The 20115-nt window shown below is 53.3% G+C and carries 21 protein-coding genes and 1 tRNA gene; 9 read left to right on the top strand and 13 right to left on the bottom strand.

Features of this window, described 5'->3' with window-relative positions; translation table 11 throughout:
* Window positions 1–6 precede the first annotated feature (6 nt).
* From AB1F12_RS08595 to AB1F12_RS08575, 5 genes are all read right to left on the bottom strand, one after another.
* Window positions 7–537 (bottom strand): GNAT family N-acetyltransferase, encoded by a 531-nt coding sequence (locus tag AB1F12_RS08595; protein WP_368183486.1) that lies wholly within the window; start codon window positions 535–537, stop codon window positions 7–9.
* Complete coding sequence (locus AB1F12_RS08590; RefSeq protein ID WP_368183483.1) at window positions 530–1042, bottom strand: GNAT family N-acetyltransferase; 513 nt, start codon at window positions 1040–1042, stop codon at window positions 530–532. The genes AB1F12_RS08595 and AB1F12_RS08590 overlap by 8 nt, the downstream gene beginning before the upstream one ends.
* A 3-nt stretch (window positions 1043–1045) precedes the next feature.
* Entirely contained in the window at window positions 1046–1582 is a 537-nt protein-coding gene (locus AB1F12_RS08585; RefSeq protein ID WP_368183480.1) for a GNAT family N-acetyltransferase, read from the bottom strand.
* Between the two features lie 177 nt (window positions 1583–1759).
* On the bottom strand, window positions 1760–2029 hold the full coding sequence (gene rpmA, locus AB1F12_RS08580; RefSeq protein ID WP_368183479.1) for a 50S ribosomal protein L27: 270 nt from the start codon (window positions 2027–2029) through the stop codon (window positions 1760–1762).
* Between the two features lie 11 nt (window positions 2030–2040).
* A complete protein-coding gene (locus AB1F12_RS08575) occupies window positions 2041–2682 on the bottom strand; it encodes a 50S ribosomal protein L21 (RefSeq protein WP_368188318.1) in 642 nt (213 codons plus the stop codon).
* 242 nt (window positions 2683–2924) lie between these two features.
* On the opposite strand from AB1F12_RS08575, the gene AB1F12_RS08570 reads away from it, so the two are divergent.
* A complete protein-coding gene (locus tag AB1F12_RS08570) occupies window positions 2925–3275 on the top strand; it encodes a hypothetical protein (RefSeq protein ID WP_368183477.1) in 351 nt (116 codons plus the stop codon).
* A gap of 29 nt (window positions 3276–3304) precedes the next feature.
* On the opposite strand, the gene AB1F12_RS08565 is transcribed toward AB1F12_RS08570, so the two are convergent.
* The gene (locus AB1F12_RS08565; protein WP_368183475.1) at window positions 3305–4189 is read right to left on the bottom strand and encodes a DUF2059 domain-containing protein; all 885 of its coding nucleotides are present in this window, start codon (window positions 4187–4189) and stop codon (window positions 3305–3307) included.
* A gap of 195 nt (window positions 4190–4384) precedes the next feature.
* On the opposite strand from AB1F12_RS08565, the gene AB1F12_RS08560 reads away from it, so the two are divergent.
* The 3 genes from AB1F12_RS08560 to AB1F12_RS08550 all read left to right on the top strand — a co-directional run bounded on the left by AB1F12_RS08560 (window position 4385) and on the right by AB1F12_RS08550 (window position 5782).
* Window positions 4385–4474 (top strand) — tRNA-Ser (locus AB1F12_RS08560).
* A gap of 115 nt (window positions 4475–4589) precedes the next feature.
* The gene (locus AB1F12_RS08555) at window positions 4590–4958 is read left to right on the top strand and encodes a DUF2200 domain-containing protein (protein WP_368183474.1); all 369 of its coding nucleotides are present in this window, start codon (window positions 4590–4592) and stop codon (window positions 4956–4958) included.
* Window positions 4959–5338: 380 nt separating this feature from the next.
* Entirely contained in the window at window positions 5339–5782 is a 444-nt protein-coding gene (locus AB1F12_RS08550) for a hypothetical protein (RefSeq protein ID WP_368183473.1), read from the top strand.
* Here the strand turns inward: AB1F12_RS08550 and glpK are convergent.
* The 3 genes from glpK to AB1F12_RS08535 form a co-directional block, all read right to left on the bottom strand.
* The gene (gene glpK, locus AB1F12_RS08545; RefSeq protein WP_368183470.1) at window positions 5779–7272 is read right to left on the bottom strand and encodes a glycerol kinase GlpK; all 1494 of its coding nucleotides are present in this window, start codon (window positions 7270–7272) and stop codon (window positions 5779–5781) included. The genes AB1F12_RS08550 and glpK overlap by 4 nt on opposite strands.
* Before the next feature lie 89 nt (window positions 7273–7361).
* Entirely contained in the window at window positions 7362–8072 is a 711-nt protein-coding gene (locus tag AB1F12_RS08540) for an RlmE family RNA methyltransferase (RefSeq protein ID WP_368183469.1), read from the bottom strand.
* Between the two features lie 57 nt (window positions 8073–8129).
* Window positions 8130–9242 (bottom strand): Ppx/GppA phosphatase family protein, encoded by a 1113-nt coding sequence (locus AB1F12_RS08535; protein ID WP_368183468.1) that lies wholly within the window; start codon window positions 9240–9242, stop codon window positions 8130–8132.
* A 273-nt stretch (window positions 9243–9515) separates the two neighbouring features.
* On the opposite strand from AB1F12_RS08535, the gene AB1F12_RS08530 reads away from it, so the two are divergent.
* The 3 genes from AB1F12_RS08530 to AB1F12_RS08520 are packed head-to-tail and all read left to right on the top strand — an operon-like array spanning window position 9516 to window position 11848.
* Window positions 9516–9812: a virulence factor gene (locus AB1F12_RS08530; RefSeq protein ID WP_368183465.1), complete on the top strand. Its 297-nt coding sequence runs from the start codon at window positions 9516–9518 to the stop codon at window positions 9810–9812.
* A 38-nt stretch (window positions 9813–9850) separates the two neighbouring features.
* A complete protein-coding gene (locus tag AB1F12_RS08525) occupies window positions 9851–10780 on the top strand; it encodes a methylenetetrahydrofolate reductase (protein ID WP_368183464.1) in 930 nt (309 codons plus the stop codon).
* A 3-nt stretch (window positions 10781–10783) separates the two neighbouring features.
* Window positions 10784–11848 (top strand): methyltetrahydrofolate cobalamin methyltransferase, encoded by a 1065-nt coding sequence (locus AB1F12_RS08520; protein WP_368183462.1) that lies wholly within the window; start codon window positions 10784–10786, stop codon window positions 11846–11848.
* A 7-nt stretch (window positions 11849–11855) separates the two neighbouring features.
* Here AB1F12_RS08520 and AB1F12_RS08515 read toward each other — a convergent pair whose 3' ends face one another.
* The gene (locus tag AB1F12_RS08515; protein WP_368183461.1) at window positions 11856–12617 is read right to left on the bottom strand and encodes an HpcH/HpaI aldolase/citrate lyase family protein; all 762 of its coding nucleotides are present in this window, start codon (window positions 12615–12617) and stop codon (window positions 11856–11858) included.
* Between the two features lie 317 nt (window positions 12618–12934).
* Between AB1F12_RS08515 and AB1F12_RS08510 the strand changes: the two genes are divergently transcribed.
* On the top strand, window positions 12935–13960 hold the full coding sequence (locus AB1F12_RS08510) for a LacI family DNA-binding transcriptional regulator (protein ID WP_368183458.1): 1026 nt from the start codon (window positions 12935–12937) through the stop codon (window positions 13958–13960).
* 68 nt (window positions 13961–14028) lie between these two features.
* Window positions 14029–14982: a glucokinase gene (locus AB1F12_RS08505; RefSeq protein WP_368183457.1), complete on the top strand. Its 954-nt coding sequence runs from the start codon at window positions 14029–14031 to the stop codon at window positions 14980–14982.
* Between the two features lie 4 nt (window positions 14983–14986).
* Here the strand turns inward: AB1F12_RS08505 and AB1F12_RS08500 are convergent, their stop codons facing one another.
* From AB1F12_RS08500 to guaB, 3 genes are all read right to left on the bottom strand, one after another.
* On the bottom strand, window positions 14987–17218 hold the full coding sequence (locus AB1F12_RS08500) for an ATP-binding protein (protein WP_368188317.1): 2232 nt from the start codon (window positions 17216–17218) through the stop codon (window positions 14987–14989).
* Between the two features lie 235 nt (window positions 17219–17453).
* Window positions 17454–18617 (bottom strand): RsmB/NOP family class I SAM-dependent RNA methyltransferase, encoded by a 1164-nt coding sequence (locus AB1F12_RS08495; RefSeq protein ID WP_368183455.1) that lies wholly within the window; start codon window positions 18615–18617, stop codon window positions 17454–17456.
* Window positions 18617–20065 (bottom strand): IMP dehydrogenase, encoded by a 1449-nt coding sequence (guaB, locus tag AB1F12_RS08490; RefSeq protein WP_368183454.1) that lies wholly within the window; start codon window positions 20063–20065, stop codon window positions 18617–18619. Before guaB ends, AB1F12_RS08495 begins: the two co-directional genes overlap by 1 nt.
* Window positions 20066–20115: the final 50 nt, after the last annotated feature.

Below are 20115 nucleotides of genomic sequence, written 5' to 3'. Positions count from 1 at the left end.
GGTTGCTCAAGCCTGTTGCGGGTTTGGGGCCCGGTTCAGGACGTATTCCACACATGTTGATGGCTCTGTTCTGGCGGCGCTTTGACCAAGGGACGTGTTTCCGGTGGGTTTAAAACCCAGTTTGAGCAGAACTTTGGCTGAGTTGGGATTATCAGAGAAATGATCCGCCTCAAAATGAGTGAGCCCATGCTGGTCAACCAAATGATCGATGATCGCGCCCATGGCTTCGGTGGCGTATCCCTGCCCCCAATAATCGCGTCCCAGCCAATAGCCGCAAATGGCATCGCCCGGGGACACGCCCACCGATCCGATCAACGTGCCATCCAATAGACACACGCCCAAACGACCCGATGGACCATTGCGCCATTGGGCGCGATCAATCCAGTCTTTGACGGCGTTATGGGGCCAAGGCAGGGTGATCGAGCTCATCATCGGGGCGACATGTTCGTTTGACGCCAAGGCAATCAGCCGTGCGATGTCACTATGGGCGAGTGGCCGCAGAAACAGCCGGTCGGTGCGTATAATATCGTCAGTCATTTTGGTTCGCCCAATCGGATTGGCTTAACGACATGCGGTGCAGGGTGATTTCTGCATTTGTCGCTTTGGGCACCACTTGTTCCACATGGGTGTCATGAAACCCTAGCTTAGTCAAAATGGCCCGCGATGCGTGACTGCCCTGAAAATGCCCAGACGCCAACGGCTTGGAAAAATTTTGAAAATACCAGGCCACCGCGCAATTTGCGGCCTCAGTCATGATCCCTTGACCGTGGTTATTGGCATTCAACCAATAGCCGAGATCCGGTTTCACCCCAATCATCCCGATCAGACCGTCCCCCGCATCAATGGCCCAGTTCATGTCGTCTGGATGGTTGGCGACATGTTGCACAAACCATTGCGCATCGGATTTGGCATAGGGAAACGGCGCGTTGGTCAACCAGCGCGTGATGTTAAAGTCGCTTAAGGCATCCGTAATTGCGTCCACATCTTTGACCACCAAGGGCCGAAGTGTGAGCCGCGTGGTGGTCAAAGTGGGAACAGCCATCACTCACATCTTTCGAATATAGGTCCATGTCGGGACAGTCGCGTCGCGTGATACACACACGGCTTCGGCGTCGCCCAGATAGTCAAAACCGCAATTGGTCAGCACACGGGCAGAACCCGGATTGTCCTGAAACACCTCTGCGAAAATCTGATCGTTTTTCTGCGGATTGGCCGCAATCAACGCAGTCACCGCTTCGGTGGCGATGCCGGTGTTCCAAAATGCAGGCGCAATCCAATAGGACACTTCGGATTGTTTGCGTTCCAGCGGTTTCAGAACCATAAGGCCCATCACTTCGCTAAAATCACTGCGCAATCCGTCTATGACCCAGATATCTTCGTCGCGATCAGGTTTCATGCCTTTTTCGATCATCGCTGCAACCGCGCCGGGGGGCAGCGGGTGTGGAATATCCTTGGTCATACGGGCGACGCGTTCGTCGGCGGCATACATTTCCACCAAACCAGAATCAGATCGACGCAAAGGGCGCAGCGTAAACCGCGGCGTTTCGATATCTGCCTGATTTGTTACTCTATCCAACATCATTGCTCTTTCCTCCTTCTGGCCAATCCTGCGCAACGGCTCCTCTTCCGGATTGCAGGTACATGCCACGTAATCATGAAAACCTCGTCAACAACGCTTCAACACAACTTTGTTGACGAAAACGTAAAAGGGGACCGGCTATTGCCGATCCCCTAATTTTTTCACCAATTTAGGTTCGGCTTATTCAGCGGCCTCCGCCACCGGAAGAACCGAAATAAATGTGCGGCCTTTAAAGCCTTTACGGAAGGAAACTGCGCCTTCGGAAGTTGCAAAGATTGTGTGATCTTTACCTTCACCAACGCCTTCACCCGGCCACCATTTGTTGCCACGCTGACGTGCAATAATGTTACCTGGGATGACAGTTTCGCCACCGAATTTTTTGATACCAAGGCGGCGACCAGCTGAGTCGCGACCGTTACGGGATGAACCGCCTGCTTTTTTATGTGCCATTAGGTCTCTCCTTAGCCTTTAGCCAGTTCTTTGGCTTGCTCTACCCAGCCTTCACGTTCAATGCGGCCCTTAAAGGACAGCACTTCGTCAAACTTGGCAATATCATCTGCGTTCCATGCGGCGATCTGAGCAAAAGATGTCACGCCACCGGCGAGCAATTTCTTCTCAAGAGCCGGACCAACGCCAGACAGTTTTTTCAGATCGTCAGCGCCAGCGGTTGCAGCTGCGGCAGGTGCCTCAGTTTTCTTCGCGGCTTTTTTGACGGGCTTGGCTGCGGCAGTGGCCGGAGCGTCAGCAACGGATTTCAAAGTGCCACCAACGGCTGCTTTGACACCGGTTTTGTCCGCACCAGATTCCAGAATCTCGGTGATGCGCAGCAGGGTCAGCTTTTGGCGGTGGCCCTTGGTGCGTTTGGAGCTGTGTTTACGACGACGACGCACAAAGTTGATTGTCTTTTCGCCTTTGATCTGGTCGATCACTTCGGCCTGCACGCCTGCCCCTTCGACAAACGGAGCGCCAACAGTGGACCCTACCATCAGAATTTCGTTGAATTGGATGGTTTCACCCGCATCTGCAGCCAGCTTTTCAACACGCAGTACGTCGCCACTTGCGACTTTGTATTGCTTGCCGCCGGTTTTTAGAACCGCAAACATCTTGTCTTCCTTCGTATCCCGCGTCTCTGGGGTCCCTTTACCGTTGCCGGTTTTGGTGTTCATGGCGGTTGTTTCCAACATCGCCACCCGTGGACTGCGTGCCCATTTCAGGACATTCATTTCAATGCACCGCAATATGCGGCAATAAGCGAATAATCGCATAGCCCCAAACAAAGCACTTGCCGGGACGGTGGCTTATCTGACCATCTGGGGTTCAAGTCAACCCCTCAAACGAGGTTCAAATGCGCCTTTTTCCCTTAATTCCGATCCTTTTGGTCACAGCCTGTAGCGATGGCGCCAACCATTTGGGCAATCCATTGCTATGGCCGTTTCACGCAGGCACCAGCGCGGCCCAAAATGCGGTTTATCAACAAAGACGCGGCGCGGTTGAGGTTTATGTTAAATCACACCATGCGGAAATGATCCATGACATTCAGGCTGGATCGGGCCCGCATCTGAGCACTGCGATGGACATTGCCCAAGTGCCCGCTGAGGACCGCCCTGCCCGCATTGTGCAATTGCAGGGCGATGTCGGGATTTATACGGCCAATGTCGGCGCGTTGGTGGTGGCGTTGATGGTGTATGGCCGGTGACAACGCCCCCACGAGGATCACAAAAAGGGCTATAAATCGAACGCTTGCATTTGCTGTGCAGCCGCTTGGCCCAATGCGTGACTGATCTGATCAAACAACCCGTTAAAGCTGCGCATGAGCGCCGTGTTCATGGCTTTTCCAGCGGGGGTTTGCGTGAATGCCAGATATTGACCCAGTTCCTCATCGCTCAGCGGATCATAGGCCAACAACAAATAGGCCATCAGCCATTCCTGCGTGCTGGCGCGAATATCGGGTTCTTGTGACCAAACATCGTTTAGAATTTGATCCTCGCTTAGATCCCCGTCAAAGCCACCGCCGGCAATCAGCCCCTGATAAAACGCGAAATTAGAATTCATCGCGCCAGCCACATTGGTTTCGATCAGGTCATTTTCATCAATGAAACGGCGCAGAAATTCCACACGTGGGGTTTCATCCATCACCGCAATCATCGCCGTTTCCCGCGCTGTGGCATCCACATCAGAATCCAACATGGCGCGGCGCGCGGAGATTTCCAATGTCACGATCCGCACCCCCAAATCGCTGTCAAAAAACGTAATGGCGTCTTGAATGTCCTTGTCGCTCAGCAAATGCGCGAATGCGCCCTGAACATGGGCATTCATCAGATCAACACGATAGATTTGTTGTAAAACGTCCTGCCACGCTGCCCCGCCACGATCCGGGAACATCGAGGTTTCAAGCTCGCTTGCGTAGGCGATCCCCTCTTGTTGCATGATGTCGATCACGCCAGCCAGGTCCAGCGCGGTATATAATCTGTCGGATTGTCTGTCGGTTTGCACCGCTGTTTGTGCCAATGCTTGGGGTGCATTGGCCATCTGCAGGCCCGAAAACCCAGCAACCAAAGCCAGCATGGGCAGCTTGACCATCCACCGTGCAAAAAGGCGAGATCCAAACATAGTTTTCCTTTCAATCCAGACGCTTTACGCACAATCTGATCTGTCATTTGGGGGGGATGCCATCAAATGCAAACCCCACCAATTGGTTATATCGTTGTTTTCAGCGTAGCTTTGTCACAAAGCCGTGCAGAATTCGTGAATTGGGCCTTGCGCCTCTTTAAACACGGGATTACACGACGCATCCAGACCCTTCGCGGAGAGGTGCCGGAGTGGTCGAACGGGGCGGTCTCGAAAACCGTTGTCCCTTCACGGGGACCCAGGGTTCGAATCCCTGTCTCTCCGCCATTAAACGCGCAACATCGCTGACCGCCATTTAGGGGTTGCTTTGCACGCTAAACCCGGACCTGGTGCACAAAATACTGAAATGTCCATTATGATGGCGTTCAGGAGGACGGCGATCATGACTTCCAAGGTTTTTGAGATGCGTTTTGCCAAGGTTTATCCCTTGCTTGTTGGCAAAGTTGAGAAAAAAGGAAAAACCAAAGCCCAACTTGATGAGATTATATTCTGGCTTACGGGATATGATGCAGTGGGTCTGGAAAACGCGCTGGAAGATGGACGTAATTTCGAAGCCTTTTTTGCGCAGGCACCCGCGAAAAACCCAAAACGGCGTTTGATCACAGGTGTGTTTTGTGGCGTTAGAGTTGAAGAGATCAAAGACCCGCTCATGCAAGAAATCCGCTATCTCGACAAATTGGTTGATGAACTTGCGCGTGGGAAAAAGTTCGAAAATATATTGCGGGTTCGAAATGCCTTTGTTTTTGGCTAGACAAATCGTCAGGGGCAGTACCCAAGAGATGCCCAAAACCAATTCGGACTTTCCTGCACCATTGGGACCTAACACGGCCACGGTTCCACCTTGGGTCGGTAGCAGGATACATCTTTGACAACAGTTCTGGTGTCGGATGTGATGGTCAAATTGATGCCGCCCACTTTGATCTGATCGCTACTGGATTGGCGGCGCATGGGGCGGATAAAGTTGAACTATCCTCGCCTGAACAACATGTGATGCTGCGCGCCAAATCCATTATTCACGCCAAATACGATATGACCTTGCGTGAATATCGACGTCTTGCGGATCATTAACCGGCCATTAACCCATCATTAACCGAGTATACGGTTCACTTCTGGTCAAACAGGAGGCCGGAAATGGGAATTCGCACCATATCAAAAATGACATTGCTGTTCGTGGGGGGGATGCTAACAGGGTGCGGTGCTTCTGTTCCGGTCCTGACCCAGCCAGCAACCCTGCCCGATGCGCAGGTCCAATTTGCCCAAGCCGCGATCACCCATCAGCTGCGCGATCCCGACAGCGCGCAATTTCGCAATTTGACCACCTATGTGATGGAAAATGGGGATCAAATTGTGTGTGGTGAAATCAATGCGCGCAATGGGTTTGGCGGCTATTCGGGATATGTGACCTATTATGTGCGCCTACAGGGGCAAACGATCAAACGCACCCATATGGATGACGCGACCGTGCATCATCCCAGCAGTTCTGTGGGGTTTGGCGTTGCCTATTTGGCCTGCGAAAAGGCGGCAAATGGCACCATTCCGATTTCCGCGTCAGAAATGACCCCGCCAGATGTTTAGGTAGGTTTGGTTAATGTGCGCGACACGGCGTCCTGCCAGCCTGCATAGCGGCGATCCCGTGTGGATGCGTCCATTTTAACCTCAAATTTGCGATCCAGTGCCCAGTTTTGTGCAAATCCAGCCTGATCCGGGTAAATCCCGGCCCGCATCCCCGCCAACCAAGCCACACCCAATGCGGTGGTTTCACGCACAACCGGGCGATCCACGGGCGCGCCAATAATGTCGGACAAAAACTGCATCGCCCAGTTGGATGCGGACATGCCGCCGTCGACGCGCAAAACACTGTCATCGGATGACCCAGCCCAATCGGCCTTCATCGCATCCAACAGATCGCGGGTTTGAAACCCGACACTTTCCAATGCTGCGCGGGAAAATTCAGCCGGACCAGACGCGCGGGTGAGGCCATAAACGGCCCCTCGACATTCCGCATCCCAATAAGGCGCGCCCATGCCGGTAAAGGCAGGAACCAGATACAATTCATGGCCTTCATCCGCGGCTTCTGCCAAAGCTTGGGTTTCGCTTGCATCTGCGATCATTTTCATCCCATCGCGCAACCATTGAACCACGGCCCCTGCGATAAAAATCGACCCTTCCAACGCATATGTGGTTTTGCCATCTATCTGATAGGCAATGGTGCCCAACAAGCGTGATTTACTGGCAACCAACTGATCGCCTGTGTTCAACAGTGCAAAACAACCCGTCCCATAGGTCGATTTCAACATGCCCGGCTCAAAACAGGCCTGCCCCAATGTGGCGGCCTGCTGATCCCCGGCGACCCCCAGAATAGGCAGGTCTGTGCCCAAATATTCGGCGTCCGCAACCCCAAAGTCAGCGGCGCAATCCAGAACTTTGGGCAGCATTTTCATGGGGATATTCAAACGCTTACAGATGGTTGCGTCCCATTCCCCATCTACAATATTATAAAGCATCGTCCGGGCGGCATTGGTGGCGTCGGTGACGTGCGATGTGCCGTTGGTCAATTTCCAGATCAGGTAACAATCAACTGTTCCGAACAGCAATTCGCCGGCCTCAGCGCGGGCGCGCACGCCGTCAACATTGTCCAAAACCCAGCCCAGTTTCGTGCCCGAAAAATAGGGATCCGCCAACAATCCGGTGCGGGCGGTAATTTCTGCCTCAAAGCCTTCGGATTTGAGCGTGTCACAAAACGCAGCAGTGCGTCGGTCCTGCCAAACGATGGCATTGGTCACCGGTTCGCCTGTGGATTTATCCCAGACAATGGTGGTTTCGCGTTGATTGGTGATGCCGATCCCGGCGATGTCTGTGGCGGAAATACCTGCCTTGGCAATCACGTCGCGACATGTGGCCAGCGTGGTTGTCCACAGATCAACGGGATCATGTTCGACCCAGCCGGATTGCGGGAAATGTTGGGGGAATTCCTGCTGCGCTGTATGCGTGATCTGCATCTTTTCATCAAAAAGAATGGCCCGCGTGGATGTGGTGCCCTGATCAATCGCCAGAATGCTGCGCATAGTATCCCCCCTATGGATATGATTGCGCTACCATAGATGCGGCGCACAGATCGTCAAGACCCGTGGGCGGGACAAATCGGCGCGCAGGTTCAGCCCCGAAATCCGGTTGCCACGACGAACTTTTCCGATGAATCCGACCGGGATGCCGGGGGTTTGACATTCACAACCTTGGTAAATTTCTGTTTCAGCAATTTTTGCAAATCACCTTCGGCGCCCCCGGCCAAAACCTTGGCCACAAAGGTGCCGCCTTCGTCCAGAACGTCAAAGGCGAAATATGCGGCGGCCTCGCAAAGGGCCATGATGCGCAAATGATCGGTCTGTTTATGCCCCGAAGCAGATGCGGCCATATCGGACATCACAACATCCGCCTTGCCGCCCAGCCAGTCTTTGACTTTTTGATCGGCGTCGTCTTCCATAAAGTCTAATTGATGTACCTCGGCGCCTGCGACGGCTTCGACCTCTTGCAAATCGACACCAAGCAATGTGCCGACTTTCTTGCCGGATTTGTCGCCCAATGCGTTGATCCGCGGCACAGCCACCTGCAACCATCCGCCCGGCGCACAGCCCAGGTCAACCACCCGCGCACCGGGCACCAAGAACCGGAATTTATCGTCCAGTTCCAATATTTTATAGGCAGCGCGTCCACGCATCCCTTCGGCATTAGCGCGCGATACATATGGATCGTTCAACTGACGTTGCAGCCACAAAGTCGATGACATTTTCCGACCACGCGCGGTTTTGACTTTGACGGTCAAATCACGCAATCCGCGTCCGGAACTTTTCTTTTCTTTTTTCGCCATCTGATTTCCTTTGCCACTCTGGCAGGTCGCCTGCGCATCGCAAGCGCCTGCCCTATCTTAAAAAGCGCCGCCTTCCAAGACACCATCGGCCGACATTTGCTGATAAAGCAGACCTTCGCGCAGGCCACGATCCGCAACGGTTAACCGATCCGTGGGCCAAACCCGCATCAAAGCTTGCAAAATCGACGCGCCCGACATGATCAAAGCCTGACGATCCCGGCCAATCCGGGGGTCTGCTTTGCGGCCCTGTGGACCAAGTGACAGATAATCCTGGATCACCGCATCAATCTGATCGGATGTCATGCGCAATCCGTCCACTTTGTTGCGATCATAACGGCGCAGCCCCAGATGACTGGCCGCCACGGTGGTCACGGTGCCGGATGTGCCAATGATCTGAAACCCGTCCCGGGCTTGTTCATGGGCATAGGGTGAAAACTCAGACAGGTTTTCCTCAAAAAACCAGGACATAAGCGCAAACCGTGCGCTGTCATCTTCGACATCGGCAAATTGATCGCGCAACGTGGCCACACCCAATGGTACGGAAATCCAGTCGACAACTTTGGCAGCGGGAAACACGCCGGGGTCCTGAATAAATCCGGCATGAAGCCGCATGATCGCACGCGGGCGTTCCAGTGGCGGCACTTTGGTCAGGTCGATCCAAACCAGTTCCGTTGATCCTCCACCAATATCCACCACCAGCAATTGTTCGGTTTTCGTCGACACCAAAGGCGCGCAGGACACCACCGCCAGACGCGCTTCTTCTTCGGGTTTGATGATTTCCAACTGCAGACCGGTTTCATGGCGGATCTGGCGGATAAATCGTTCGCCATTGCGCGCACGACGACAGGCTTCGGTTGCGACCAATCGCATCCGATCCACATTATGCCGCTTTAGCTTTTGTTTGCAGATCCGAATGGCATGCACCGTTCGGTTGATCGACGCACGCGACAATCGTCCCGTACTTTCAAGCCCATGGCCCAATTGTACGGATTTAGAAAAGCTATCGATCACATGAAACTGATTGCCTTTGGGTTGGGCAACCAACATGCGACAGCTATTGGTACCTAAATCCAGAGCCGCATATAACGACAATGGATCAGGCGGATTTGGCGCGGGGCTTTCGACCGCTATTGGGAACGCGCCCGCACCTTTGGGACGCTTGGGCGCCATCTTTACGCCCTCCATTTCGAGTTACCTTTAATCTAGGCAGGACATCCCCATCTGGCAAGCTCTGTCACAGGTCTGTCATGAATAGGTCGATCACTTTTTGCGATCATCGGCTGGCTCATGATTGTCATGAACATTTCGATCCCACACTGCACTGGCGCATAACAGGGCAATCGCGATAGGGGGTTGGTCGTTCATTGGCGGGCGAATGTCGAAAACGAACGTCGGATTAAAAATAACGCAGATTAGAAATGATCATCTGCAACGGAGAATCACATGGCTCTGGTCACACTCGTTTATTGGCGCGACATCCCCGCACAAGTTATCGTCGGCAAAGGCCGGCGTGCGGCAAAAATCCAGCTACCGGAACGGTTTGAACAGGCTATTGACCGCGCCGCTATGAAAACCGGCGCCGCGGAAACCGATGATTATCTGGCTGAATGGCGCAAAGCCCCGGCCTATGAAATCGAAGGGGATGATCAATCCGTCGCCGAGGCCGAGGCCGCGCGGCTGGACGCGGAATATGACGTCGAACGCATTAAGACGTTGATTGCCAATGACGGGTGGGCATGAGCCAGACAGGCCTGCCCCCCACCCTGAAGGAGAGAATTATGGCTCTTTTGAATTTCCGCCGCAAAGAGGCGCCTGCTCCGGTTTCGGCAGAGTTAGAAGCATTCCTGAAGGGATTTTCGATCGAGGTGATGCCGCGCACGGCCGCCAAAGTTGATGATTTTCGCGCTTTGTTGCCCGCTGGCAGCCGTGTTTACATCGCCCATATTGATGGAACCCCCATCGAAGAAATGGTCAGCACCGCCGCCCGCATCGCCAGCGAAGGTTATGACGTGATGCCGCATTTTCCAGCGCGGATCATCAAGGATCAGGCCACCTTGGCCGATTGGATCGCCCGTTACCAAGGCGAAGCTAACGTCAAACAAGCGTTGCTGCTGGCCGGTGGCGTGTCCGAACCACAAGGCGCGTTCCATTCCTCCATGCAATTGTTGGAAACTGGCCTGTTTGACAAAGCCGGTTTTGAAAATCTGCATGTGGCCGGTCACCCCGAAGGCAACAAAGATATCGATCCAGATGGTTCTGATAAAAACGTTGGCGAAGCACTTGTTTGGAAACAGAAATTCAGCGAGCGGACGGATGCCAAAATGGCGCTGGCCACGCAGTTCTGTTTTGAATCCGGGCCGGTGATTGAATGGGCAAATGCGCTGTCTGACGCGGGAATTGATATTCCAATTCATATCGGTACGGCTGGCCCTGCCAAACTGCAAACGCTGATCAAATTCGCAATCGCTTGCGGCGTGGGTGCATCATTGAAAGTGCTGCAAAAACGGGCCATGGATGTATCCAAATTGCTATTGCCCTATGAACCCACAGAATTCCTCACTGATTTGGCTGAACACAAAGCGGCCAATCCCGACTTTAACATCGCTTCTGTGCATTTCTTCCCACTGGGTGGGATCAAAACAAATGCCAAGTGGACCCAAGAAAATGGCGGCGCTTCTGGCGTTCCAGTCACCCCAATCCAAGGATAAAGAATGACCCGTACCGTCATAGAATCAAAGACTAAAACCGCGATCATCGGCTTTGACGAGCCGTTCTGTGTCATTGGCGAGCGGATCAACCCAACGGGCCGTAAAATTCTGGCCGCAGAGTTGGAAATGGATGATTTCAGCCGCGTCGAAGCAGATGCAATCGCTCAAGTTGCGGCTGGTGCAACCGTGCTGGACATCAATTCTGGCGCTGTGTTTTCCAACAAAATGGCCGAAGATCCGCGCTATGCGGACAACAACTTTGTTGAGCCACCCCTGATGGAAAAACTGATCAATGTGGTTCAGGCCGTCACCGACGCCCCGCTTTGTATCGACAGTTCGGTGCCCGGCGCATTGGAACGCGGACTGGCCGCTGCCGAGGGCCGTCCTTTGCTCAACTCGGTCACCGGCGAAGAAGAACGTCTGGAAATGGTGCTGCCGTTAGTCAAAAAATACAACGTCCCCGTTGTGGCAATTTCCAATGATGACACAGGCATTTCTGAGGACCCGGATGTGCGGTTCGCTGTGGCCAAAAAGATCGTTGAACGGGCCGCCGACTTTGGCATTCCGGCCCATGATATCGTTGTCGATCCGTTGGTTATGCCAATTGGCGCAATGGGGACTGCGGGTTTGCAGGTCTTTGCGTTGGTGCGGCGTCTGCGCGAAGAATTGGGTGTAAACACCACCTGTGGCGCGTCCAATATTTCCTTTGGTTTACCCAACCGGCATGGCATCAACAACGCGTTTTTGCCTATGGCAATGGCATCTGGCATGACCAGTGCGATCATGAACCCGGTCGCCCTGCCCGTCGGCCCCAAGAAAATCGCCGAAAAGAAAGCTGCGATTGAAGCTGCAGGGATTATTTTGCCGGACGGTTTGGATGACGAAGCATTCTGCCAGATGTTTGGGCTGGGGTCGACCAAACCCCGCGCTGGCAAAGAAATGGAAGCGATCCGCGCAGCTAACTTCTTGACCGATAACGATGATTCAGGCGCGGAATGGATCCGCACCAACAAAGCTCCGGGTGAAGATAAGGGCGGACGCGGTGGCCGTCGTCGCCGCCGCGCCTAAACAGTTGCTAGGATAAATCCAGTTCTGAAAGCTGCCTCAACCCTGCCATCAGGGTTGAGGTTTCAGACCCCAATCCGACAAAACGGGCCCCTTGGGCGACAGCTTCGCGGGCATGGTCTGGATCAAACCAAACCACACCCACCGTTTTGCCCGCAGCCAAAATGCGTGTGGTGAGCCGTTCGATTTCTACCAAAACGTCAGGATGGCGATATTGCCCGGGAAACCCCATATCCGCAGATAAATCAGCAGGCCCGATAAACACCACATCGACGCCTTCGGTGTTTGCAATTCCATCAATGTTTTCAGCGGCTTCGACGCTTTCAACTTGAACCATGACGCAGATGTTTTTATCGGCCGTTTTGGCATAATCGGGGGTGCTGCCATATCCAGAGGCACGTGCAAGCGTCGCCCCCATGCCACGCGTGCCATTTGGTGGATAGCGCGTTGCCGCAACAATCTGACGTGCCTGTTCGGCGGTGTGGACCAAAGGCACCAGAATATTCTGGGCCCCTAAATCCAACACCTGTTTTAGAACCCAATCCTGTCCCACCGGCACTCGAATTACGGTCTGTGTGTCAGATCCTGCCAAGGCCATCAATTGCCCCTGGATTTGGGCCAATCCATTTGGTCCATGTTCCGCATCGATGAGGCACCAGTCAAACCCGGTTTTACTTGCCAGTTCAGCGGCTGCCATCGATCCTAATGTCAGCCAAATCCCCCGTTGCAGTTCATTGTCTGCAAGTGCATTTTTCAGTTTGTTATCAGTCATATCCAGCCCAAAGCTAAGGGAAAACACCGGTCCGAAATGGATCGTGTTTCGGAACGATAATACAAAGATCAGAAAAAGCCATATTGCTCTTCCTTGCTAATCGCCTTTGCGTGGTTGTCCAAATCGACAGAAATTTGATGCATGGCAATGTTTTCAAGCTCAAAATCGCGGGTTCCACACCCCAATGGCGCCACCAAACCTGTTACGGGCAAAATATTGATCAGCGTTAATCAGTTTTCGAAAGGGGTTGCCATTTTGACATCGGGTGTAAAAACTGCCCTAACTGAAGGTATTCAAATCGCTTTGGTGAGACGCCCATGAACTTGAAACAACTGTCGAACATTTTGGGATTAAGCCAAACAACAGTTAGTCGGGCGTTAAATGGCTTTCCGGAAGTGTCCGAAACGACTCGCCAACGTGTTCAAATGGTTGCTGATCAATATGGATATAGCCCCAACACGCGCGCCAAAAGCCTTGCAACGGGGCGTTCTATGGCGATTGGTCATGTGATTCCCGTTTCGGAAAAGCATGAGATGGTGAATCCGGTATTTGGCGATTTTATCGCTGGTGCGGGGGAATCTTATGCGCGGCATGGGTATGATATGCACCTGTCCCTGTTTGATCACGGCAGTGAAAGCGACATTTACACAAAGTTAAAAATGCGCCGCTCGGTAGATGGCGTGGTTGTGCATGGGCCGCAAATGGATGACCCACGCATTGATTTGTTGCGAAAACTGGACATGCCATTTGTGGTGCATGGCCGATCAAGCAATCAAACGGGTCCTTATTCGTGGGTTGATGTGAACAGTCGCAGCTCTTTTGAACAGGCGACTTCGTATCTGTTGGATTTGGGGCACAAAAGGATAGGTTTAATCAACGGGTATGAAATTATGGATTTCGCGTATCGACGGCGCACCGGGTATGAAACGGCGTTGAAAACCTGGGGTGTCGCAGTTGACCCTGCCCTGATGCGCAGCGATGAAATGACCGAAGCCCACGGGTATAGATCCGCTAGGGATATACTGAACCTATCCGATCCACCAACCGCATTTTTGTGTTCATCAATGATTTGTGCGCTTGGCACACGGCGCGCAATCGAAGATTCAGGGCAAAAAATGGGGCGCGACATCAGTGTGATCACCCATGACGATTGTTTATCTTATCTGCAGACCGACGGGGATATTCCTGTCTTTACCTCGGTTAAATCATCGGTTCGAAACGCCGGCCGTTGTTTAGGCGATATGTTGATCCATCAAATCAACACACCTACAGAAGGACCGGTTCACAAATTGTTAGAAGCAGAATTAACCGTTGGCACCTCGACGGGCCCTGCTCCTTTGTGATCTACCTTGCCCGAACCGAGCAGAGCCTTTATCTGCTAAGAACTGATAACGCTAACATTTGAAATGACATGACTGAAACACCTACTCATATCCTTGTTGCCGATGTTGGCGGAACGAATTCACGTGTTGCTTTTGCAATTGATGGCATTGTTCAAAACGCGTCGATCAAGCGGTTCAAAAACGCAGATTACCCTAGCCTAGATGCTGTTTTGATTGAGTTTTTGAGGCACAATTCTGAGGTTGATATATCTGCCCTATGTGTCGCGGTGGCGGGTATGGTGTTGCCCGATGTGACCGAATTGACCAACCTCAATTGGCGAATAACAAAGGATTCTTTGGCCAAATCAGTTAATGTCTCATCTGTATCCGTGATTAACGATCTGCAGGCGCAGGGGCATGCATTGTCTGATATTCCGGCGAAAAACCTGAAATCCATAATGCGCGGAACCACTCAAAGCACCGATGGTGCAAAGCTGGTTGTGGGCATTGGGACTGGTTTTAACGCAGCACCGGTTCACAATTCAGCACAATCAACAATTGTTGTCCCTTCTGAATGCGGACATATTTCGTTGCCGGTTTATTCTGAACAGGATTTGAATATGCGGGATCATTTGGCGACAGGTTCAGGATTCGCATCGGTCGAAGAGGTCCTATCCGGGCGCGGGTTAGAGCAAGTATATGCTTGGCATGCCCGCGAAGACGGGTCTCGCAAAACGTCGCATCAGATCATGCAGGATTGTGCACGTGGCGATGATAAATATGCACGGATGACTGTAAAAACTTGCGTCCACATATTAGGTCGTGTTTGCGGCGATTTGGCGCTAACCCACCTTCCTTATCAAGGCATATATTTGGTCGGAGGTGTGGCGCGTGCTTTAACCCCGTATTTAGACACATTTGGGTTCAACGATCAGTTCACATCCAAAGGTCGCATGTCCGAGTTCCTAAAGGCGTTTTCGGTGTTTGTTGTCGAAGATGATTACGCAGCACTGACAGGCTGCGCAAACACCGTCGGAACCTAAATCGTTAGTGCAGTTGTTCTTGAACTGTGCTGGTCAGATCTGTGAGAGAAAACGGCTTGGGTAGGAAAACAGAGTTTGGAACCCCTGCCTGATCATCACCAAATGCATCCTCTGCATAGCCAGAAACGAACACAACCTTGGTATCTGGTCTGGTAACAAGCGCCTTTTTGACCCAGGTTGGACCGTCCATTCCCGGCATGATGACATCCGTCACAAAGATGTCGACACTCAGTTCTGGATCCGCAAGCATATCCAATGCTGCTTCTGCACTCTCAGCCTCTAAAACAGTGTAGCCACGCAGGCGCAAAGCCCGCGAAGCAAAGGCGCGAACCGGTGCTTCGTCTTCGACCAGCAACACAACCCCGTCCCCTTTTTGCACGGCCAGACGGCCTCGGTCTTCTGGACGATCGTTTGTGTTTTCAACTGGAACCGGCATGTCATAGGCAGGAAGGAAGATCGTGAAAACGGATCCTGTTCCAACCGAACTGTCGGCAAAAATGAAGCCACCTGTCTGTTTCACAATCCCGTAAGCCGTTGACAAGCCTAGGCCAGTCCCCTCGCCCGTGCGCTTTGTTGTGTAGAAAGGTTCAAAAATCTTAGGCAGCTTTTCGGGAGGAATTCCGCATCCTTCATCCACAACGCGTACAATGACATAATCGCCCGGTGGGACCGTTGCCCGATCCCGTTCCAAAGGTTGTTTGAGCGTCGAATTTTCAGTCTCTACACGAATTTCACCACCCGTCGCCATTGCGTCACGGGCATTCACGACCAAGTTCATCATAACCTGTTCCAGCTGACGTTTGTCGGCGCGGATATTTAATAGACCCGGATCATGATTGAGGGTCAGCGTGACTTTTTCACCGACCAACCTATTCAGCAGATGCGTGAGATCGGACAAAGTATTGCGCAAATCCAAGAGTTCGGGACGCAAGTTTTGTTTCCGAGAAAAGGCAAGCAATTGTCCAACCAAACTGGCCGCACGGTTGGCATTTTGGTGAATCTGGATCAGATCACCGTAATCTTGGTCTCCTTGATCGTGACGAAGTAGCAAAAGGTCGCAATGCCCTGATATTGCTGTCAAAAGGTTGTTGAAATCATGGGCGACACCACCGGCCAATTGACCAATCGCTTGCATTTTTTGGCTTTGGACGAACTGCGCTTCCAATGACTTTAGCTCTGTTACGTCATTAAGCACGGCGATGACGTGGTTACAGCTTTCTTCGCCCTCAAGAGGGTTTAACATCACTTGAACAAAGGTGTCCTGCCGATCTCCTGTGCTGCGCAAAAACTCTGGCGATGGGGCGACGCGTCCTTCTGCGGCTTCGCGTAGCCAGTCGACGATTGGGCGGCCCAAACCATCCATCAAATCAGCAAGCCGGGTGCCGTTTGGAATTTGGTTGTTTAGCAATTGGCGCGCTTCGCGATTGGAACCGACAACTTCGCCTGTAACTGCGATTTTCAGCAATGGCACGGGTAAATCTTCGACTGCGTCCCATGCCGCGGCGACACCGCGCATCTGCGTACTTGCTTCGCCCGGCAAAAGATAGATTTCACGGCGTCCGCCATTGCCGCGTAGCTCGGCAACGAGGCAATCAACCAAACCGTCAACACCTTTGACCTGATGCAATTGCCCGGACACCAAAGGCTGCTCTGCAAAAACCCGATCCAGGCTTTTGGCGCGCCCACCGACCAAACGACGCGACGCTTCGTTCATATAAAGGATCGTTCCAGATGGCCCAGCAGTGAGCATGGGCAACCCAAGCGCATCTGCGCCGCGACCCGCCCCCATTTTTTCGACAACATCGTCCAAACGCCAGACGAATATGGATTCACCTGCATCTTGGACGGATAAACGGACATGACCGCGACGGGTTACCAAATCTTCGCGTGCAGCACCCACAGCTTGGGCTTTGGATTGCAGGCGAAACAAAACGGCGCCGGGATTTGCGAACAAATCTGACAGGCAGAATGACAACGTATCATGTGACTGATCGCGAAACCGACCCTGTGCGGACAGGTTTTGAGATAGGATTTTTCCCTCAAAATCGGTGACAAATCCTGCGGCGTTTTCGTGTTCGATCAGCCGCTTAACGGTTTCCACCAGCACGGCACGGCGTTTCGTTCGCAATAGGCGTAAAACCCCGACGAATGCGCCGGTCGTCGCCAGCACACCGCCTGCGATTTGTAGCCCCAGTTCCATAAGAACATCCCCGACAAAGAAACTTGCCGCCACCATGCCAACAGCCAACGCTAAGATAATACCGACGCGCGGTACAATACGGTCAACTCCAGTCAAGGTGGACTGGACGGGCAATTCGGCCTGTGTCACTCGCAATCCCCCTTCGATTCGATCTTGGTCAACTGGACACCATAAATCTTAACCCGGCATTAATCTGCGATCACAAGTTTAAGTATTACCGTAGAATCAATTCTTTGCAACCTATAGTTGCGATGACCATTTACTGGGGTGATTAACCAAGTTTATGGTGCATCACACAAACAAAGAACCCATCGCCCCGTTCGGATGGCGCGGTTTTTGTTTGGGTTTCAATTGTCCAAGTGGGGTTTTGGGACAGCCACGTGTCTATGACGGATTGGTTTTCCTCCAAAAACACCGAACAGGTGGCATAGGCCAGCACTCCGCCCGGTTTCACAAAGGGTGCTGCGTCGTCCAGCACCTGTTTTTGCAGGTTAGTCATTTCTGTTAGGCCGTCAGGCGTCAGCAGCCATTTGGCCTGCGGATCACGCCGCCATGTGCCGCTGCCCGTACAGGGCGCGTCGCACAAGACCAGATCATAGGTGCCCAGATCGGCCTTTAGTTTGGTATGAATTTGCGCGCCAGCCCGTTCGGCCCGCACAGGGATATCCGTCATACGTTTGGCGTCGATGTCGTGGGCATGAACCGGACGACGGGTGATATCATAGAGCGCAAGCGCCTTGCCACCACCACCTGCGCAATAGTCCAGCACATGGTCGCCCTCGGCCAGCGGCAACAACGCGGAGATCGATTGAGAGGCCGCATCCTGAAGATCAACCAAGCCATCCAGATAGGCCACGGATTGGGCAACGCGTCGGGGATTTTCCAACACTTCCAAGGCGGTATCCACATCTGGATGCATCTGTGTGGTGATTTGATCGATGGCCAAAATGTCCATCGCCTCTTGGCGGGTGCCGCGCGCTGTTGCGACACGTAAAAACACCGGAGCGCGGTTTTGCGCGGCCCGCATTGAGGGTTCAAAATCCGCGCCCAAGCCGGATTTGAAATAGGGCAGCAACCAATCCGGGCAATCCAAAGCTTCACCTTCGGACAGGGTAGGTGCTGTGAAATTGCGCTCTGTGTCGGTCAATTCGCTGGGCGCATGCCCGATGGCGGTAAACATCGTTTCGGGATCGATATCATTGGCGCGCAACGCCCCAATCATCAGCCCCCTGCCCGACATATCCCCGCCCATGGCGGCGTAGCTGCGCATATGGCGCAACACGTCGTAAACATAGTCCCGAATAGCCGCGCGGTCCTTGGACCCGGCATAGCGATTTTGGCGGCCCCAACCGGTCAGAATACGTTCCGCAGACTGTCCGTCGATCACCTGATCCAAAATCTCGATTGCTGCGGCGACCCGCGCGGCTGGTGTCATTATCCGATCCTATAATTCGGGCTTTCGCGCGTGATTTGAACATCATGCACGTGGCTTTCTTTTAGACCGGCGCCGGTGATTTTGACGAAATTGCAGTTTTTGCGCATTTCATCAACGGTGGCACAGCCCGTATAGCCCATCGCCGCCCGCAGACCGCCGACCAATTGGTGAACCACCGCATTGGCAGAGCCTTTGTAGGGCACTTGGCCTTCGATGCCTTCGGGGACCAGTTTGTCGCTGGCCGCGTCTTTTTGGAAATACCGATCCGCAGATCCGCGCGCCATTGCGCCAAGGCTGCCCATGCCGCGATAGGATTTAAACGACCGGCCTTGGTATAGGATCACTTCGCCGGGGGATTCATCCGTACCTGCGATCATCGATCCAACCATGGCACAGGACGCGCCCGCGGCGATGGCTTTGGCAAAATCACCCGAGAATTTAATGCCGCCATCCGCGATAATCGGCGTGTCGCCGGCTGCATTTGCGCAATCCATAACGGCCGTCAATTGCGGCACACCCACACCGGCCACCATACGTGTTGTACAGATCGATCCGGGGCCAATGCCCACCTTAACCGCATCTGCGCCTGCATCAATCAACGCCCGCGTGGCCGCCCCAGTGGCCACGTTACCGGCGATGATCTGCACGTTGCTGTTTAGGTTTTTGGCGCGTGTGACCGCATCCAAAACACCCTGCGAATGGCCATGGGCCGTATCAATCACCACAATATCAGCCCCGGCATCGATCAACGCTTGGGTGCGTTCAAAACCGCTATCCCCAACCGAAGACGCAGCCGCCACGCGCAACCGGCCCAGATCGTCTTTGCAGGCGGTTGGGTTCAGCACGGCCATTTCGGTGTCTTTTAGCGTCAAAAGCCCGGTCAATTTGCCGTCGCCATCGCTGACCAGCAATTTTTCGATCCGGCGGGACTTCATCAGGGATTTGGCCTCTTCCAGATCGGCGGGTTCCTGAAGCATGGCCAGATCGTTGCTGGTCATCATCACGGAAACCGGCGTGTCATTATCAGTGGCAAACCGCATGTCGCGGTTGGTGACGATACCAACAACGCGGCCCTGCCCGTCCACAACCGGGAAACCGGTGACGCGATAACGTTCTTGCAATGCTTTGGCATCCGCCAATGTCTGATCCGCGGTCAATGTGATCGGATTATAAACAATCCCGCTTTCGAACCGTTTCACGCGACGCACTTCGCGGGCTTGTTCTTCGACGTTCAGGTTTTTGTGGATCACGCCCATGCCACCGGCCTGCGCCATGGCAATGGCCATTTTCGCTTCGGTGACGGTGTCCATCGCTGAGGATAGCAACGGAATGTTCAGCGCGATACTGCGCGTCACCCAGGTGCGGGTATCTGCGGTGGATGGCAGAACGCTAGAAGCGCCTGGCACAAGTAGGACATCGTCAAAGGTGAGAGCCTCGCGAATCTCCATGGGGAATACTCCTTGGATGGCATCGTTTGGCACGTCGCTATTTCACGGAA

It is taken from the genome of Aestuariibius sp. HNIBRBA575 (assembly GCF_040932005.1).
Taxonomy (GTDB): domain Bacteria; phylum Pseudomonadota; class Alphaproteobacteria; order Rhodobacterales; family Rhodobacteraceae; genus CANLNM01.
The sequence above is the reverse complement of the archived record's forward strand: the minus strand, read 5'-3'. Positions and strand labels throughout refer to the sequence as shown.

Bases quoted from the DNA above. Each gene is read 5' to 3' on its own strand.
- AB1F12_RS08530 (WP_368183465.1), top strand. From the start codon at position 9,516: ATGGCTCTGGTCACACTCGTTTATTGGCGCGACATCCCCGCACAAGTT.
- AB1F12_RS08565 (WP_368183475.1), bottom strand. From the start codon at position 4,189: ATGTTTGGATCTCGCCTTTTTGCACGGTGGATGGTCAAGCTGCCCATG.
- AB1F12_RS08555 (WP_368183474.1), top strand. From the start codon at position 4,590: ATGACTTCCAAGGTTTTTGAGATGCGTTTTGCCAAGGTTTATCCCTTG.
- AB1F12_RS08540 (WP_368183469.1), bottom strand. From the start codon at position 8,072: ATGGCGAAAAAAGAAAAGAAAAGTTCCGGACGCGGATTGCGTGATTTG.
- AB1F12_RS08590 (WP_368183483.1), bottom strand. From the start codon at position 1,042: ATGGCTGTTCCCACTTTGACCACCACGCGGCTCACACTTCGGCCCTTG.
- AB1F12_RS08495 (WP_368183455.1), bottom strand. From the start codon at position 18,617: ATGACACCAGCCGCGCGGGTCGCCGCAGCAATCGAGATTTTGGATCAG.
- AB1F12_RS08520 (WP_368183462.1), top strand. From the start codon at position 10,784: ATGACCCGTACCGTCATAGAATCAAAGACTAAAACCGCGATCATCGGC.
- AB1F12_RS08525 (WP_368183464.1), top strand. From the start codon at position 9,851: ATGGCTCTTTTGAATTTCCGCCGCAAAGAGGCGCCTGCTCCGGTTTCG.
- AB1F12_RS08595 (WP_368183486.1), bottom strand. From the start codon at position 537: ATGACTGACGATATTATACGCACCGACCGGCTGTTTCTGCGGCCACTC.
- AB1F12_RS08570 (WP_368183477.1), top strand. From the start codon at position 2,925: ATGCGCCTTTTTCCCTTAATTCCGATCCTTTTGGTCACAGCCTGTAGC.
- AB1F12_RS08575 (WP_368188318.1), bottom strand. From the start codon at position 2,682: ATGTTTGCGGTTCTAAAAACCGGCGGCAAGCAATACAAAGTCGCAAGT.
- AB1F12_RS08550 (WP_368183473.1), top strand. From the start codon at position 5,339: ATGGGAATTCGCACCATATCAAAAATGACATTGCTGTTCGTGGGGGGG.
- AB1F12_RS08535 (WP_368183468.1), bottom strand. From the start codon at position 9,242: ATGGCGCCCAAGCGTCCCAAAGGTGCGGGCGCGTTCCCAATAGCGGTC.
- glpK (WP_368183470.1), bottom strand. From the start codon at position 7,272: ATGCGCAGCATTCTGGCGATTGATCAGGGCACCACATCCACGCGGGCC.
- AB1F12_RS08500 (WP_368188317.1), bottom strand. From the start codon at position 17,218: ATGGTGGCGGCAAGTTTCTTTGTCGGGGATGTTCTTATGGAACTGGGG.
- AB1F12_RS08510 (WP_368183458.1), top strand. From the start codon at position 12,935: ATGAACTTGAAACAACTGTCGAACATTTTGGGATTAAGCCAAACAACA.
- rpmA (WP_368183479.1), bottom strand. From the start codon at position 2,029: ATGGCACATAAAAAAGCAGGCGGTTCATCCCGTAACGGTCGCGACTCA.
- AB1F12_RS08585 (WP_368183480.1), bottom strand. From the start codon at position 1,582: ATGATGTTGGATAGAGTAACAAATCAGGCAGATATCGAAACGCCGCGG.
- AB1F12_RS08505 (WP_368183457.1), top strand. From the start codon at position 14,029: ATGACTGAAACACCTACTCATATCCTTGTTGCCGATGTTGGCGGAACG.
- AB1F12_RS08515 (WP_368183461.1), bottom strand. From the start codon at position 12,617: ATGACTGATAACAAACTGAAAAATGCACTTGCAGACAATGAACTGCAA.
- guaB (WP_368183454.1), bottom strand. From the start codon at position 20,065: ATGGAGATTCGCGAGGCTCTCACCTTTGACGATGTCCTACTTGTGCCA.